The organism is Klebsiella sp. KE9456 (genome assembly GCF_043832615.1).
Classification (GTDB): Bacteria; Pseudomonadota; Gammaproteobacteria; order Enterobacterales; family Enterobacteriaceae; genus Klebsiella; species Klebsiella indica.
This window is the reverse complement of sequence record NZ_JBDYQK010000019.1, coordinates 46,870-62,830: the sequence shown is the minus strand read 5'-3', so window position 1 is coordinate 62,830 and position 15,961 is coordinate 46,870. Positions and strand designations below refer to the sequence as shown.

General features: G+C 48.3%; 24 protein-coding genes. All 24 read right to left on the bottom strand.

Annotated elements, in window-relative coordinates:
- Positions 1-194: 194 nt before the first annotated feature.
- Positions 195-620 carry a DUF6631 family protein gene (locus tag ABK821_RS18700; protein WP_395034052.1) on the bottom strand — a complete coding sequence of 142 codons (426 nt, stop codon included), beginning with the start codon at positions 618-620 and terminating at the stop codon, positions 195-197.
- Positions 620-1,405, bottom strand: a complete 786-nt coding sequence (locus tag ABK821_RS18695; RefSeq protein ID WP_395034051.1) for a hypothetical protein — start codon at positions 1,403-1,405, stop codon at positions 620-622. The genes ABK821_RS18700 and ABK821_RS18695 overlap by 1 nt, the downstream gene beginning before the upstream one ends.
- On the bottom strand, positions 1,405-1,581 hold the full coding sequence (locus tag ABK821_RS18690) for a hypothetical protein (protein ID WP_395034050.1): 177 nt from the start codon (positions 1,579-1,581) through the stop codon (positions 1,405-1,407). Before ABK821_RS18690 ends, ABK821_RS18695 begins: the two co-directional genes overlap by 1 nt.
- Complete coding sequence (locus tag ABK821_RS18685; protein ID WP_395034049.1) at positions 1,571-2,038, bottom strand: hypothetical protein; 468 nt, start codon at positions 2,036-2,038, stop codon at positions 1,571-1,573. Before ABK821_RS18685 ends, ABK821_RS18690 begins: the two co-directional genes overlap by 11 nt.
- Complete coding sequence (locus tag ABK821_RS18680) at positions 2,032-2,454, bottom strand: gp436 family protein (RefSeq protein WP_395034048.1); 423 nt, start codon at positions 2,452-2,454, stop codon at positions 2,032-2,034. Before ABK821_RS18680 ends, ABK821_RS18685 begins: the two co-directional genes overlap by 7 nt.
- Positions 2,455-2,456: 2 nt before the next feature.
- On the bottom strand, positions 2,457-2,828 hold the full coding sequence (locus ABK821_RS18675; protein ID WP_395034047.1) for a hypothetical protein: 372 nt from the start codon (positions 2,826-2,828) through the stop codon (positions 2,457-2,459).
- Positions 2,829-2,874: 46 nt separating this feature from the next.
- Positions 2,875-3,789 (bottom strand): Mu-like prophage major head subunit gpT family protein, encoded by a 915-nt coding sequence (locus ABK821_RS18670; RefSeq protein ID WP_395034046.1) that lies wholly within the window; start codon positions 3,787-3,789, stop codon positions 2,875-2,877.
- A 27-nt stretch (positions 3,790-3,816) separates the two neighbouring features.
- Positions 3,817-4,920, bottom strand: coding sequence for a phage protease (locus ABK821_RS18665; RefSeq protein WP_395034045.1), 1,104 nt, complete (start codon positions 4,918-4,920; stop codon positions 3,817-3,819).
- A gap of 244 nt (positions 4,921-5,164) precedes the next feature.
- Entirely contained in the window at positions 5,165-5,731 is a 567-nt protein-coding gene (locus tag ABK821_RS18660) for a phage virion morphogenesis protein (RefSeq protein WP_395034044.1), read from the bottom strand.
- Positions 5,728-6,972 carry a phage minor head protein gene (locus tag ABK821_RS18655; RefSeq protein ID WP_395034043.1) on the bottom strand — a complete coding sequence of 415 codons (1,245 nt, stop codon included), beginning with the start codon at positions 6,970-6,972 and terminating at the stop codon, positions 5,728-5,730. The genes ABK821_RS18660 and ABK821_RS18655 overlap by 4 nt, the downstream gene beginning before the upstream one ends.
- Positions 6,969-8,456 (bottom strand): DUF935 family protein, encoded by a 1,488-nt coding sequence (locus ABK821_RS18650; protein WP_395034042.1) that lies wholly within the window; start codon positions 8,454-8,456, stop codon positions 6,969-6,971. Before ABK821_RS18650 ends, ABK821_RS18655 begins: the two co-directional genes overlap by 4 nt.
- Before the next feature lie 3 nt (positions 8,457-8,459).
- Positions 8,460-10,262, bottom strand: coding sequence for a hypothetical protein (locus ABK821_RS18645; RefSeq protein ID WP_395034041.1), 1,803 nt, complete (start codon positions 10,260-10,262; stop codon positions 8,460-8,462).
- The gene (locus tag ABK821_RS18640; protein WP_395034040.1) at positions 10,259-11,011 is read right to left on the bottom strand and encodes a DNA-methyltransferase; all 753 of its coding nucleotides are present in this window, start codon (positions 11,009-11,011) and stop codon (positions 10,259-10,261) included. The genes ABK821_RS18645 and ABK821_RS18640 overlap by 4 nt, the downstream gene beginning before the upstream one ends.
- A 36-nt stretch (positions 11,012-11,047) precedes the next feature.
- Positions 11,048-11,572, bottom strand: a complete 525-nt coding sequence (locus ABK821_RS18635) for a DUF1804 family protein (RefSeq protein WP_395034039.1) — start codon at positions 11,570-11,572, stop codon at positions 11,048-11,050.
- Position 11,573: 1 nt separating this feature from the next.
- Positions 11,574-11,792, bottom strand: a complete 219-nt coding sequence (locus tag ABK821_RS18630; RefSeq protein ID WP_395034038.1) for a hypothetical protein — start codon at positions 11,790-11,792, stop codon at positions 11,574-11,576.
- On the bottom strand, positions 11,789-12,034 hold the full coding sequence (locus ABK821_RS18625) for a hypothetical protein (protein WP_395034037.1): 246 nt from the start codon (positions 12,032-12,034) through the stop codon (positions 11,789-11,791). The genes ABK821_RS18630 and ABK821_RS18625 overlap by 4 nt, the downstream gene beginning before the upstream one ends.
- 175 nt (positions 12,035-12,209) lie before the next feature.
- Entirely contained in the window at positions 12,210-12,503 is a 294-nt protein-coding gene (locus tag ABK821_RS18620; protein WP_395034036.1) for a hypothetical protein, read from the bottom strand.
- Positions 12,496-12,735 (bottom strand): hypothetical protein, encoded by a 240-nt coding sequence (locus tag ABK821_RS18615; protein WP_395034035.1) that lies wholly within the window; start codon positions 12,733-12,735, stop codon positions 12,496-12,498. Before ABK821_RS18615 ends, ABK821_RS18620 begins: the two co-directional genes overlap by 8 nt.
- On the bottom strand, positions 12,722-13,231 hold the full coding sequence (locus tag ABK821_RS18610) for an N-acetylmuramoyl-L-alanine amidase (RefSeq protein WP_395034034.1): 510 nt from the start codon (positions 13,229-13,231) through the stop codon (positions 12,722-12,724). The genes ABK821_RS18615 and ABK821_RS18610 overlap by 14 nt, the downstream gene beginning before the upstream one ends.
- A gap of 128 nt (positions 13,232-13,359) precedes the next feature.
- Entirely contained in the window at positions 13,360-13,656 is a 297-nt protein-coding gene (locus tag ABK821_RS18605) for a hypothetical protein (RefSeq protein ID WP_395034033.1), read from the bottom strand.
- Positions 13,657-13,799: 143 nt separating this feature from the next.
- Complete coding sequence (locus ABK821_RS18600; RefSeq protein WP_395034032.1) at positions 13,800-14,234, bottom strand: Mor transcription activator family protein; 435 nt, start codon at positions 14,232-14,234, stop codon at positions 13,800-13,802.
- Positions 14,234-14,638: a gp16 family protein gene (locus tag ABK821_RS18595; protein WP_395034031.1), complete on the bottom strand. Its 405-nt coding sequence runs from the start codon at positions 14,636-14,638 to the stop codon at positions 14,234-14,236. Before ABK821_RS18595 ends, ABK821_RS18600 begins: the two co-directional genes overlap by 1 nt.
- Positions 14,628-15,194 carry a hypothetical protein gene (locus tag ABK821_RS18590; protein WP_395034030.1) on the bottom strand — a complete coding sequence of 189 codons (567 nt, stop codon included), beginning with the start codon at positions 15,192-15,194 and terminating at the stop codon, positions 14,628-14,630. Before ABK821_RS18590 ends, ABK821_RS18595 begins: the two co-directional genes overlap by 11 nt.
- Entirely contained in the window at positions 15,187-15,900 is a 714-nt protein-coding gene (locus ABK821_RS18585; RefSeq protein WP_395034029.1) for a DUF2786 domain-containing protein, read from the bottom strand. Before ABK821_RS18585 ends, ABK821_RS18590 begins: the two co-directional genes overlap by 8 nt.
- Between the last annotated feature and the right edge of the window lie 61 nt (positions 15,901-15,961).

Genomic DNA, 15,961 nt, shown 5'->3' with positions numbered 1-15,961 from the left:
ACGCACCTTTAATTTTTTAAGCCTGTCATTTGCCACGCTACCGCCCATCGTTCCTGCATTCACATCCAGTAACAGAGTTTCGCTGTTTATTTTTTGAAGGTTAAGCGCCTGCCGGTAATAGAGATACAGCTGGCGCTCTGTGTAATGTTGCAGACGTTCTGCATTGTGTCCGTAATGAACCAGTGTCGCGAAAACTAATCCTGTGCTGGCGGTGTGTTTTTCTTTTCCGCTGCTCTGGCTCTTTGTACGTCCCTGTACATTTCCTGACGTTTTACAGCGGCGATAAAAAAAGGGGATTGCACCACCCACCACCATTCAAATAAATCAATAGCAGCCTGACCTTTTAAACCGTCAACCCATGCCACCGGTTTATTCACACTTCCGGCGACCAGTTCCGCGACAATATCCGCATAATCGGCAATCAGTGATTTAATCTGACCGGTGGAAATTTCCTTTTTCTCCATCAGTAAGTCAGTGAGTTTATTCACCAGCAGGTCAATCTGGCGGTGAAATTTCAGCGTTTCACGAAAACTGTATTCGTGGATCACGACATCTTCACCGTTAATTGTTATTTCTCGCTCTGAAATTAATACCGCCGCATCATTGTCTTTATCTGACATTACGACTCCTCTTTCACCATCTGAATACGTCCGAACATCCCCAGCTCATCATCAACGGCCCGCATATCATCCATCAGTATTCCGGCGGTCATTTCCATACCTTCAACGGACGTATCGGTGTTAATCAGATTTTTAGCCTGTGCCGGGTCAACAGCGATTTTATAAAGCTCAACAATCACCGCCGCGCCATTATCGGCAAGGTTAATGCCGGAATAACGCAACGCGTAATTCTCATCAAGCCGGTTAAACATCGGGACGTTAATATTCCGCGCATGGCTGTAAGCGGCTTTATATTGCGCAGTTACTGCCTTTAAAAATTCAATTTCGCCAAAGGCTTCACGGACATAATAATCTTCACCTTCTTTCAGTGCCATTCCTGTACCGGTCGCCGGTGACAGAATAACGTTACTGACCTGCGGATGCGCAAGGGCCAGCATCATTCCGGCTTCTATTTTTTCGGGCAGGAGTTCACCGCTTACCGAACCGGCAGCGGTAATCACATTCTCGCCATAAAATAACGTGGCGAGGTTTTCCGGGCTGTGATTATGCCAGGTGGAAGAGAGAGAGCCTTCTTTTTTTCCGGCTATTTTAAGCGCCGTTAAACGCTGGCCCGTGTAGGACTCTGTATGTGAAATAGATTCCACGGACAGGGATAAACTCAGCGCACTGACATCACCAATCCAGCGCCAGCCCAGCGGCTTACCCGTAACAGGATGGCGTTTTGATAACCAGACTTTGCCCTGACCATAATAATAATTCTGTTTTTCAAGTACCGACTCGCCCATTATTCCGTCTCCGTTTTATCTGTGGATTTATTCGCCGTGGTTTTGACTGCATATTTTTGCGCGATATTTTCCGCGACCAGCCATTCGCCCACGGAATCATGAACATCAATCACGGTATTTAACGCGACTTTCTTTCCGTCGTGTTTATGCCCGTCGGCAATAATTTTAACCTGCATGTCTTCCCCCTAATTTAGATGGGATCTGAATCTGAAACACGAGCGGGAAAAAACCTAACCCGTCGCCGTAATCTGGCGGTATATTCTGGCTGCTACGCTGAAAGGGGGTCGCATTACTGGCATCAGGCGACCACCCGGACAGCGTATTAATAACATCACTTATCAGGGTTCCGCCCTCTGAAAGCATTTCATCATCCAGTCCGAGCGGGTCAGCGTAATTAACACAAACCACAATCAGCCAGCGCTGGGTGACGCTCTGTGTTGCCCGTAATATTCCGCCGGTGTTCTGAATGCTGTTCGGTGTGATATCGCCGTTATAGATAACAAACGCACACGGTGTAATGGGGTCGAACGATTCTAAACGGGAATATTCCGCTGCACCGTAAACATTCATTAAACCGGGTATCGTTTCGAGTCTCTTTTTTATCAGCGGTGCCAGATAAAAATAATTCACCATGCCCCCCTGTCATTTCTCCAGACATTTCGCCCCGGATTAAATATCACCACATCTTCTGGCTCTGTGACGTTCCCTGATTGGGTCAGCCCCAGCGACAGAGAACCGGAGGCGACTTTCTCCAGCTGTCTGACGCGCGTTTTATAGGCCATTGAAACTGCCCCCTCCGTGGTGGGTTTCAGATGCAGATAATAAAACGCCATATCACAACATATACGCGTCAGAATTTCAGGAATATCCGTCACCGGTAACAGGCCGCGCGAATCAAGATACATATTAATTTCAGCGCTGGCGTCTTTTATGGCTTTTTCAACCACCGGCGTATTAACCAGCGTCCGGTCAGTACCCGGACGCTGGGAAATTTGTGTCATGGTCGGCAGACTGAATACTTCCACCATATCATCAACCGAACAGTACATAATTAAACCCGCTTAATACGTAAGAAACGATCGCTTTTGATTTTTTCGATTTGTTCATCCGTTAACGCTGAAAAATCAATATCGGCACCGGCTTCTGTAAACGTCAGGCCCGCACGATGGCGAACGCCGCCCGGTACATTTAAAACGCGGACGTTAAAAATACAGGTTTCCTCCGCGCCAGCTAATGCCGGGTCGATTACATCCGACGTAATTACGGAATTATCGTCGCCGGAAATATCCAGACCGCCGCCGCTTTGCATATCGTCGGTTATCACGTTCAATGAATCGCCGCTGGTCTGCAACGTATTTTGCAACGTGCCCGTAATATCCTCCGAGGGCGGGGTCTCTTGCGACTTTTTTGCTTTAGTTGCCATTCTTTTTCATTCTGTGTTGTGTGATGTGTTTTATTGCCCGGAATGATTAACGCACCCATGCGGTAGAAAGAATATCCGCCTCGTTATAATTCGGGTTAGTGCTGCCGCTGATAAATTCCATTTTAACGACACGTTTCGCCGCTGTTTTCAGTTTTGGAGGTACAACTAACAGCGTCCCTTTAAAACTGAGTGGGCGCATTCCGTCGGCTTGCATTTCTTCCAGCATGGTACAGGCCGCCTGATAATTTTCAGAATTCAGCTCTGCCTTAACTTTAATCGCCATTTGCCAGAAGCCGAAACCTACAGCAGAACGGGCGCGAACACCGGTCAGCACTTCATCTTCCATAAATAAATGGTCGCTGCTGTCCACATTATTTTTAATACGGATATCAGGCTTAATACGCTCCTGAAAAATAAGCGGCTTTAATGCGCGGCTTGTGTCCATCAGATACCAGGCCGGGCCAGTATATCCTGCGTCAGAAATAATATTTGAAACTTTGGTGATGGTGCCCGTACCATCCACATTTTCAGCGACCGGATGTTCTTCATCAAAAAAATTCTGGCCGTCATAGCAAAGCTGGTTTTCACCATCTTTTAACAGCTGGAAAATATGCTCATCAGGATATACCGCCGCCGCGCGCCCGGCCTCAGAAAATGCCGGTGAGTATACGCCGACGGTATCGTCTTCTATCGCCGTGAGTGGGAATCCAACGGTAGCTTCATACAATTTATTTCGGATGGCATAGCCATCTTCTTTCATTGATTTAATAATTCGGCTACCAACCCACTCGCGCATCTGCGGAAACTGGCCCAACCAGGCATAGATGTTTTGCGCGGTTTTAGAGGGAACAACCGTTGCTATTTTTTTATATTCGTTCTCTGCAATATCCAGACCTTTCTGGAAGTCATTTTTAAAACCTTTAAATAAAGCCTGTACAAGCGCATTTGTGACAATAGCCATTCTTAAATCCTCAGGGGTGAGTAATAGTTAAAAAAGTTTTGCGTATTCTTCCGGCGACATATTCAACAGACGCGCCGCTTCAAGTTGCGAAGCATTCAGCCCATACGCCCCGGATGCGGGCGGATTATTTCCGGCCTGTTCACGCGTTAATGCGGCAATAACCGGTGAATCATCAATAAAGGTTTTAAGTTCGTTAATATCTTTTTTGCCAAGGTTTCTGGCCCATTCTTCCATCGACGGAACCAGCTTCCCGCTGGTGAGGGCGGCGGTAATCATATTATCCAGCTCTTTCACCGAACCATTATTATTCAGTGCGGCAATGGTTTTACGTAAATCATTCACCACGGCAACAGGCACATATTTAGCCGGATCGGGCGTGGTGTTCTGCCCGGCTGTGGTCGCTTTACTCAGCGCCGCCGTCAGCGCCTCGACGCGCTGCTTTCCGTGCTCCAGTACGCGGCTGAGACCGGCGCTGGCCATTTCCCCCTCCTGCGGCATGGATTCAGCAACGGCTTTCAGGGCGGTTAACACTTCTTCTTCGGTGGCGGTCTCCGCCAGTCCGAGAATTTTACGCAGCAGCTCTAACAGGGTTTCCATCTGTGACACCTCATCATCATCAGTCAGTTCATCATTAATAAAGAGACGGGATGCAGCGGCCAGCGTGACCGCTTCCATGCCGTCTATCGCGGGATCGTTGGTTAAACCAGCGTGGGCGATATCGACCACCACGCCGGTGTCGGAGTAGTAAATAATGACGGGTGATATCTGCTGATATTCTTCATCAGCAATCATTGCGGCGGCGCGGGGTGTCCATTTGACGTTGCACGCGAACAGGCCGACACCCTCGCGCCATTCCACATCAGAGCCGAGAAAACGCCCGGCAGCGGGAGCGGGCTGGCCGTTGGCCTCTTTATGCAGGGTCTGGTGCTCATAATCGATAATGACCGGCGTTTTACGGCGCGACATGCGCTCGATGACTTTTGCAGCTATCGCCGCGTCAATTTTCCATGTGCCGCACGCCGGGCGGCCGTCGTTCGCGGAGAACTCGCCAGCGGGTAACAGCTGGATTTCATTTTTGCCGGTGGCGTTGATTGCCAGCGAACAGCTGGCGATTGCGATTTGTTTTTTCATGCTGCGATTGTGCAGCGGGGAGCAGGACGGATTAAGAGGAAGACATTCGTCAGTTTAGCTATATATAGAAGAGAGGGAAGAAAGCGACGTTTTGCGGTAAAACTGCGGGGGAGTCATCATACGCCTCTCAAACCATTTTTAAACCCCTTTTAAATCCGCTCAGGCGCTTTTAACAATTTTTCCGCGTGCAATCGCGTGTACTGCGCCGTTAATCGCTTACGATGCGTTACAGCGCCCCTGCGGTTTACTGACTGAGGGCATTGCAGATAACCCCGGTTAGCCGTTTTCTGGCCGTCCCGGTGAGATTGCCGTCAGCGTCAACAGGAAGGTAAGGACGGGCGGGCATGTGGATCGTATAACTGACAGGGCGCTCAACGGCCAGCTTATGCGATTTACGCGCGAACGTGGCAAGGTTCCCTCTCTTATATAGCTTACCGTTCCTGCGCGTTCTGAGGCGTACTGTGCCGGTGCGGTGAATGTCGCCGCCGAACTGGTGGATCGCTGCATAGGCGACATTCGTTCCGATCTCCGCGTAGGTTCGGCTGTAGTTGATCTGGACAGAAGCGGCCAGCACGCCGGTATCCCGGAGGATGCGCTCGATACTGCGCCCGCGCCGCTCTTTTGCGCGGCGTGTCGAGGGACGCAGCCCCGGCCAGCTGCCCGGCGGCTCTCCGTGCTGCCTGAATGCATCCTGCGTGATGGCGTCCAGCTCCAGCGCGACGCCCTGCATAATGAAGTACGGATATTCAAGGCGTTTAAGTTTCTCGCCGAGCAGCTGCTGCAGCTGTTCTGTGCTCAGTTCAATTTTCATAATGTGTTAAACCGCAATACGTCACCGGTAATCATCGCAATATTGAGCGTGACCGGTGCCACGTGCTCAAAAGCAATAACCGTTAATTCATTATCCATAATACAGCGATATAAACCGCCCCCGGCGCGGACAGAATACAGCTCAATAAAGCCGTTATTTCTGATAACCACCGGCGCGGATTCAATCACGGCCTGTACATTCACCAGTTCGTTCTGGTCTAACAGCGTGCCCGCCTGATATTGTGCCGACAGATTATTATCACTCAGCCAGGCTGTATTCTTGCGGGCATTAAATAACGTTAAGTCGTTATCGTCGATAACGGCAGCGGGGATTGTCTGCCCGTTAATATTACCGTTTTTAACGTGTTCAATAATGGCCGACAGGTCATCACCGTTTAAACCCACTTCAATATAAGCGCGGGATAATTCCGGGTCGTATTTCTCCATATTAGCCCGCCAGATATCCTGCGCACTGTTCCGGTCAAATCCCACATCCGGGAAAAATGATTTAATCGAGCCATCCGGGAATTCAACTTCACAACCCTGAACAATCCCCATTACCGGCATATTATCCGCTGATTTACCGACAACCGCTTCGCGCGTAATAATACGCAAGGTTTTACAGACCAGTAATCCGTCACGTTTAATCTGTTCCGCCGTGACGCCGGAAACAGAACAGCGACAGCCGAAACCGTTTGGCGGAAAGAATATTGACCAGAACAAATCATCACTGGCAAAAACAAGATTATCCAGAATTAAATGATTTGCACGGGTGGCACCATCATCTATGGCATTATAACGCCAGAAAGGATGCGTTTTTGTTCCCCGTATCAGCGATTCATAGCGCCCGGCATTATACGCGCTCATCATCATGTTATGATAAATCAGTTTTAAGCGGCGGGGCGTGCCAAGTTCTTTTTTAATGATTTCGCCGGTTTCCGTGTCAATCTTTTCCTCGTATCCCCACCATCCTTTCTCTTTTAATACTGGTTCGATGGATTCCACAAATGACCGCATGGTTTTACCATCGGCCAGATGTTCCCGCAGCGCGTTTAAAATATCCTGCGCGATATCGAAGCGGGTTAAATTCGCCAGCCTGAACGAATAGGCCACGGCATTACCACGCAATGTATTATAGTCATCGGCGGTAATGCGTGCGCCCTTGTTATTCAGCCATCGCAGCGCTGATTCCGGCGTCATATTAAAAAACAGATTTTTAATTTGTGCTTTATCCGGTTTCATTCTTTCCCCGCATAAACGCCAACCAGTTCCGCAATCAGATAATCAGTAAACATCTCCATTGTCAGTTCATCATCACCGGAATCATTTTTTAAAAATGCGGATAACGCCGCCCGTAATTCCGCTTCCGATTTCGCCGATTTTGTCACCTCAATAATACGGGTAAGGGTTTTCTGCAATATCCCCGATGCCTGACCGGTGCCGAGAATATCCTTTGTGATAACAGAGATACCCGTACTGACATCATCGCCGGATTGAGCGTGTTTTACGGCGCGTGACAGCGCGGCGATATATTGCGCGTTGTTGTTCAAATCTTCCGGCGTTCTGGCCCGCTTTTTATGTTTCCGGGTTGCGGCTTCCTGTTCTTCTTCCGTTTCCGTAATAAAGCGGAGGCGCGGCGTTCTGCGCGGGTCGGCGTTGGCCTGACGGTTTAACACAATCAGCGGGTGAAATAAATCCGCGCGTAATGTCATGGCGACTTGCTTTCCATCTGAGATTAATAAATCGTCGCGGACTTCATTATGGATCTTGCCGAGTGCATTCGTCGATGATTTGCCGTCAGCCTGTGTCGTCAGCGTTCCGCCCAGTACCGCTTTACTGACAGAACGTTCCGCCCATTCAATTAATGCAAGGTGCGGAGCGTGTGAACCGGACGCGGCTTGCTGTAATTCTATTTTCATCTCTTCGGGAATAATGCCGCCCGCATATCTGCCGATTTCCGTTACTGCCCGCATCAGTTGTTGCTTTTCCGCTTTTCCCGTTCCTGCCGGGTATTTACCGATACGGATCGGAATTCCGTATATTTCGAGCATTTCCGCCAGCGCATCACTACCACTCACACGGTATAAGTAAGGCCATGCGAGAGTACGTAATAAACCGGCGCGGGCAATATAACCGGAACGGGATTTATGCCGGTGTGATATCCAGCCGAAAGGCTGGAGTTTATCCCCGGTGCCGCTGTCATTTCGTAACAGCAATTTATTCTGGTCATTCGGATCAAGCATAAACCACGATTGCGGGCGGAAATTAAATTCCGCCGGGTGCCATTCTTTCCCGTACATCTGCCATTTAATTTCAGTATGGCTGAACCCCTGCCCGATAGCGTCCAGCATATCAATAATTAAATCCTCGAAGCCGTCCAGTTCTGTTAACAGCTCCTGTATATATTGTGCGTTAGCGCGTTCCTGCGGCGTGGCATTGAGCGGGGGTAACACTTCGTAATCCACCGTTAATAACGCGCGTTTACGTTTTTGCATTTCTGCAAAAATGTGTGAATCCTTTTCCTCCATATCAGAGAATAAATCCGCCTGACGCGTAAGGTTGCCGGTTTCGGCCTCATTTAAAATAGAGACCAGACGGCCCGGCGTTAAACGATGGCTCGGATGTTCGGCCATTAAATTTCTCAGGCCGACAGTATGGCTGGTTTGTTGTTCGCGGAGTTCCTCAGTAAAAAAAGGGTTTCCGTTAATATCGACAATTAAGCCCATGATTTAATACCTCGCCCCGTAAGAATTCCATTCGTTTTCATCATCATCAAAATCATCATCAAAATCATTTTCACCGGAAGAATAAGATCCGTTTTTCTTCATCGGCTCCCATTCAAAAGAGCCGGAACGGCTGACGGCAATCATCCATAATATATGCAGCGCGGATAAACCGTCGTAGTGGTGGCCGGATTGTTTTTCCGGCCACGTGTCCAGCTCATCCAGAAGTAATATATTTTTCCGGTCAAAGATAATACGCGGGCTGAATGCATCATTAATATACGGCTCCAGTGAATCAACCCGAATTTCTAAACCGACCTTTGCTGTGACACCAACCAGCGGAAGGGCGACACCCTGACGCAATGCGGCATTAATAAACGTGGTGCGCGAATGTTCATAGGCGTTATTGTTTTCGAAACCAATTGCAAGACAATTAAATTCACGCTGCGCGGAAATTAAATCCGCCTCCAGTTTTGAAGGTAAGCGCCTTTTTTTATCACACTCCATCACGTTAAGCTGTAATGTTTCCGGGTCATAGCCGCCGATAATAATTGACGACGGGTCAGAACTCTGGCCCTTACCCATTGACGGGTCGCACGCGCCAAAAATACGCCAGTGCTTCCAGCGGCGCACTAAATAACGGATGTTATGAAAGACCTTATCTTCATCGGTGCGCGGCTCTCCCTGCATTTCGGTATTGAATGCGCGTTTATTCTTTGCACGCTGGCGCATCAACCAGAACAGGGAGCGCACCGAGGGCCATGATGTTACCGCGCCCTTATCCATTTCGTTTTTATTTTTGAGATAGAATAAATACGACGGTAATTCATCATCGCGTAAAAACCGGTTATTACGGCTCGCTTCATCCTGCGCCGGTTTATCCTGATTCAGCATCAGTTCGATGCAGTTTTCCCACAACTCCATATTTTCTGGCAATTGTTCAATGGCTTTAAAATGATGAACCACATGGCCTATTGTACGCTTTGCCCGGCTTATCGGGTCGTCTTTATCCAGTACCGTTCCCACGCCGATATATTTCACCGTACCATCCGGCGGGCCTAAATACTCAATGGCTTTACCTATCCAGTCCCAGCGGTTTTTTCTTTCCGTGGGGGATTTGGCTTCACTGTCCGTTATCAGGTCATCCCCTAATAACAATTTAGGACGGCTCGCGCCGTGAAATGTTCCGCGTATAGCCTGTTCCGCACCGTAGGCTTCCATCTTGATATCGTTGCGCGTAATAAACTCGCCGATTTTCCATTGAGGCCCGCGCCCGCAAATTTCCGGGAAATCCAGCGCCAGCATGGAATTCACCGTTAATTCTGTTTTTACCACTTCCAGCAGTTTGGCCGGTAAGCTGGTTTCTGCGCCCAGCAGAATAATATAATCAATAAACGGCTTTTTCTCGCCGGTTAATCCCAACTCGCGAATAATGTTATCATTTTCCCACAATCCCTGAACCACACACCAGACCGGTGTTATTTTGGTTAATAACGAGGATTTAGCCTCGCCGCGTGGCGCTATCCACCATTCAGAACACCCTGACGCGGACGATAATAATTGCGGGATACGTCCGCAAAAATGTTCGTGAAATAAAGATTTCTTTCCGCGTATATGATGCGGGAAGTAAGTATACGCGAAAAACTCATAATCACCGGACAGAACACGGCGGCGGCGTTCCCGGATGGCGTCGGGGGAAGCGTCTAATCCGGTTTCGTGCGCCTGTATATCCTTTCTGAGTTTTAACTTTAACCGGGCTAGCTCTTTTACAAAGTCGCGGGCAGAATTAACATCAGTGAATTGCATCATGTGACGCGCTCCGCCAGTGCATCCTCGACGCGCTGACATGCAATATCAAAATAATAGCGTGTTTTTTCCACACCGATAAATGACAGGTTTTTATTCATTGCCGCAATTGCCGTCGAACCGGAACCCATAAACGGGTCGAAAACACTCTGGCCCTTTTTGAGTGGCGTTAAAAAGTCTTTCAGTAACGGAACCGGCTTCCCGGTCATGTGCATTTTTTCCGACGGCTTAACACGACACGTCAGCATTCCCGGCCACGGGCCACCGAAAGCAAACTGAGATAATTTATTTTTACTTCCCCAGATGACATATTCGCATTGATGGCGAAAATATCCGGTGTGGGGCGCACGTGATGATAATGTCTTATCCCACGGAACAATCCCGCGCCATATAAAGCCGCCAGCCTGAAATGCATCCGTTGCCGCCGGGAGTTGTCGCCAGTCCGTAAATATCATTGCGCGGCCACCATCGCGCAGCAAATCATGACATTTTGACAGCCACAAAGAAGACCACATAATCCACGAGCGCTGGTCGCGATTATCCCCCACGAAATTTATGTTGTGTTCCGCTTTGACCGTACTGTCAACATACTTTTCACCGGGTGATTTCTGGCGGGCTGATATATTCAGACCGCCACTACTGTATGGCGGGTCTGTAAATAAACAGTCGATACTTTCCGGCTCAATAAGCGGAAACACATCGTGGCAATCGCCACAATACAACGTGATATTACCGAAAGTTTGCTTTTCCATTTTCTCACCAGATTTTTTACAAGGTTTACGCTAAATTTATTTCCCTGAAAATTTCGCCTGTATCACGCGTCCGAAAGGTTCAAGAATTTCAATAAAAGATTCTAAATGCTGCGGGTGCTGCTCTTTAATGAACTCAGATAAAAGCTGTATCACCTGCATTGCAACGGCTAACTGATTTGTTTCGGGTAATATTTTACGGCTTGATGCAATGGCTTTATTAAACGCATCCGCAAGGCTTGCCAGCAATTTTACCCGTTCTGCCGGTTCAAGTTTATCCGCGCCGCTTTTTTCCGCGCCATGCGTTAATAAATCCATTGTTGTCTGAAACTGCGTCACCATTGCGGTTAACATTCCCCGCGCGGTTTCTTCCAGACTGCCCCCGGCCATTATTCGTGCGGCGCGTATTTTATCCCAGTCATCACCCGCGCGTATGGCTTCACTTTTCCAGCGACGGGCCGTTGCATAAGCAATTCCGGCCTGTATTGCCGCCAGCTCCAGAGATAAACCATCAAAGACATATACGCGCCGTAATTTGTCCCTTATTTCCTGCGGGTGTGCCATATCAGAACCCCATCCGAACTTTAATCAGCGCAATACCCGTTGCAATCAGACCGCCGCATAGCCCACCGGATACCGCACCGGCAACCGCGCCATTTCTGGCCGCAACTTTTTGCAGGTCATCGAAACTCGTTTCAATATTTTTTAAACGCGCGTTAATCTCTTCCAGTTTTTCCAGCTGCTGTGCGCCAGTATCATTTGTACGGCGTGGTTTACGTTTCATGTTTTATCAACCTTTTTTTCCAGTTTATCGCTGATACGTTCAATTGAACGCTGTATATTATCGAGAGACTTCATAATGCGCTCATTATCTGCGCGTGAATCCGTTCGGAGTTGATAGCTCATTTTTATATCATCCATAATACGGCGATGTTCTTTGATGGTTTCCGTGATATTTTTTAACCACAATCCGCACAATGTCGCGGCGATACTTAACGCAATATTAAATGCAATTTCAATCGTCATTATTTATCATCCATCGGCGTGATAAAAATCACTCAGCAAAATGAATCTTTTTTCTAACTTCTGGCACCATTCCCCGTATTTAATGGTATGCCGTAAAACGTCCGCCTGTTCATTCCCGGCGGGCGGCGCGGGCTTTTCCGGGCGGGTCAGTAAAACGGAGGCGGGGCGCGGACAGTTATTCATATCCGAGTCCGGCGCGGTACAGCCGCATAAAATCATCGCTATACCGATAATCATAAAACTCAGGAACGCTACACATAATTTCTTCGGTTCGTTCATGTATTCCCCGTTCTGCGATGAATAACTCCGATGTTAATACATCATTTTTTTGCGTGGTTGATTTGAGTGTCTTTACTTCCTCTTTTAAATCGGTGTTCTCAGACGTGAGCCGGAAATTTGATTTCCCCATCACATAAATTACGGCAAGCAACAGGATGCAAAGATAATACTGATTTAAAAATTTACTCATGAGTTGACTCATCTTTTTTAATCTCTTTGCGTTGTAGCTTCGTTCCCTGACTTTGCGCCACCCACGCACCCAGATACGCAATAATAAACGTATCGTTCAGCGTGCCGTCCCATCCCTGTTTAATGAACACAAGCGAGGTTGCAACGAACGATAATACCAGGAGGGTATCGGACGTCGAGAGACGCCCGTTAACGTTCGTGACCAGTTCTGGCAGACGGTTAAACCACTTCATCGGGATCTGGCCGCTGGCCGTTCGCCAGCCATTGCGACACGGTAAACCCCGGACAGGTTTTAAGCCATTCATTTGGGGTGATCACGCCGTCACCATTCAGATCCGGCGAGAGGTCACGGTGGCCGACAATACCGGCAGTAGGGAAACGCTGGCGCAGATAATCCACAATGACGCGCAGTGATTCCCACTGTTCCGGCGTGAAGCGGTCAGTGCCGACCATGCAGACGCCCACCGAGCCGGTATTGTGGCCCGCGACGTGCGCCCCGGCCTCACCAATCGCGCGGCCCGTCTCGATACTGCCGCCCGTGTCGATCACGTAGTGGTAGCCTATGTGTTTTAAATGCGGGTTAAACCCCGCCACGTTGACGGCGCGGCGCTGGAAGCCTCGCGCCTTGTGCCACTCGTCAATGCGCTCTGCGGCGCTCTGCGTGCCTGTGCCAAGCTTCTGGCCGTCTTTTGTTGCCGCGCAGTGAATAACGATAAGTTTAATAGTCATGTTACACCTCACTAAAAAGAGGTGTTCAGTATGTAAGTGGGGAATAACTGGAATAAGAGGAAGGTATTCGGCAGGGTATTTAACGCAATGCGCCGGAAACCCGGCGCGACATTCTTACATTTTTTTACTCAGGAGGGCAACGGCCACGAAACTATGATGCAGGGCGGTATTGAAAGTTCACTTTTAATAGAATACCCCGCATCGAGTATGATTTTCTTTAACTGGCGCTGAGTCTCGCTCAATGAACCATCGTTCAGGTGCAAATTGAAGAAAGGATAATCATAAATTCGGACACAGCATTTTTCTATAGCATCAGGGTCAGTAACATATTCATTAAAGTTTTTTATTGCCTGTTCCAGTGAAACGGCTTTCATTTGCGTTAGCGCTTTAGCCTGAATAATTTTCACCTCAGATATGTTATTCATTTTCAACCTCGGAAATGGAAAACTTAAAAAGACAGCTTCAGTGTGAGTGATACTATTTAAAAAATCACTGTCAAACAAATAGAACACATCGTATTTTAACTTATATTCGTCACCTTTTACTTTGTCACCTCATTTTAAAAAACTCACAGTAACGACATTTGTTTTTTACTGTCACCTGACTCTGAAATAATGCGCTGCGCCCAGCGGTCACTGATTCCATACTCAGGGCATAATTTCATTAAAATAAAACGTTGTGATTCTCCTGTTTTTATCAGCCGGTCATAGTCTGCGATGAATGACTGATTACGCAGCGCCCGAAGTGCGGAATAACAGCGGGGAATATAAATCGTTTCGCCGCCATACTGTTTCTGAATCAGTTTTACGTCATTTTCAGAAAGATATTTTTTCAATACATCCGCGCGTTTGCTGTCAGAACGGTTATTTTCTTTGCTGACAATAAAACTACATCCGCCCAGCCGCTCAATCAGTCGCGCGGTACTGTGCCAGCCGATTAAATCAATCAGTTCCAGAACCGTATCAGATAATAACCCGCGCACTTTCTCCAGTTCGATAGCCATTATTCGCGCTCCCGTCGCCGCTGGTCAATTATCAGCGCGACCATTAATTTATCCAGTTCCTCATATGTCAGAAACTGGACGGCATCACGCTTAAACATTTTCTTTGCCATGCCCTCTGCGTAATTCCACGAGCGCCCGGCATCAGCCAGCAGCGCTTCAATCTTCTTTAAAATATGTTCGCGGTTTTCCGGTACCTGCGGGCGGCGTCCGTGTTTTCTGTTTTTCGGGAATCCCTGCTCATGCATATAATCCAGTACAAGGCCCAGCTCTTTAAGGCTGCATTTTGTGGCGCTGGTTTTTCCGGTAATACGGGCCACGACAGCCCGGTATGTTTCATCATCCCACGCCAGATAATTCTGGCCCATTTTTACCGCACCAATCAGGCGTTTTGTATTAACTGTCATGGTTTTTGTTCTCCGGCTGGCAATGGTGGCCGATACCGACAGGATAAATCATGCCGCATGAATTACATTTATAATCCGCCCCGTATAATACAGGCGGGGCCGTATGCCAGCGGCTGTCCGCATTAAGCTCTGGTGATTCCGGCATAATAATATCCACAATTGTGTGATACTTATTCGCGTGAAACTGACAAGTTACAAGGCGCTGGCGCTCCGTATCAAAAAACTGTTTTGGGAATGAATTTTCCAGATGCCACATTAAACGCAATGCAAGTTGATGTGTTGTATTGTGCTCAGGCCATGCCCGCATAATTGATTCAAGATGATAACGATAGTTTTTTTCGTCCTGTTTTTCCGGCTCCAGTTGCACGATGGAAACCGGCGCAGATTCCCCGCTCACTCTCACAATTACTTTATTATTTAATTCCCACGCAAAGGATAATGTCCGAACGGACACAAAATCAGGGATTCCCCGAACAGGATAAAACTTAAAGGTAAATCCCGGCGGGAACATCTTATTGAATTTTTCAGCGGGCAGATTACGAAAATAATTAAACATGCTGGCCTCCGATGAGTTTTGTTTGTCCGTTGTTATTACCTGTTACAGCCTGATTAAGTCGCGCCTGACGCCCGGCACGCCATCCGCTATCGGCGGCATTATCTGCGCCGCTGACTTTTCCGGGCTTGCGGGCCTCGCCTGTTCTGAGTCCGTCCGTACTGAATTTCTTATCCCGGTATGCCTCCATTAATGTCTGCTCTGATTCCGTCACCGCAAATGCGGTTATAAGGTCATATGCTCCGGCCACCCACGCCGCGCACCAGATATCCGCCCGCTTTGTTTTATTGGCAGCTTTCAGATTGCGGTGTAAACCGGAAATATATTCCCGCCGTCCTTTATGTAATTGCCTTGCCAGAACGTCAAACGCATAGGCGGCGATTTCAGGTCGTTCTGCCGGGCCATAATAGATAATGAAATTTTTAGAGCGCGGGAAGGTGTGCCTGTCCATGTACCAGCGCACGCCGAACGCCTCAGCGATAATAAAGGCGAGATGTACCACATACTCAGGAGGGCGCTCTGCGCTGGACGGGGTGCCACGGCTGGATGCTTCGTTAATATCAGTATATGCCACCTCATCAGAAGAAATATTATGCTTCTTCATGATTTTTTTCGCCTGGCTGATTGCCGCCGCCGCTTCATGTGAGAATGTCGTTTTACGTGCCAGATTTAAAAGCTTTTTAATTTTCTCAATATAACGCTTTTGCATAATTACGATTCCGGGTTGTAACAGGCGTAAAAGCTCCTGCGGGTTTACGCCTGTTTTTATG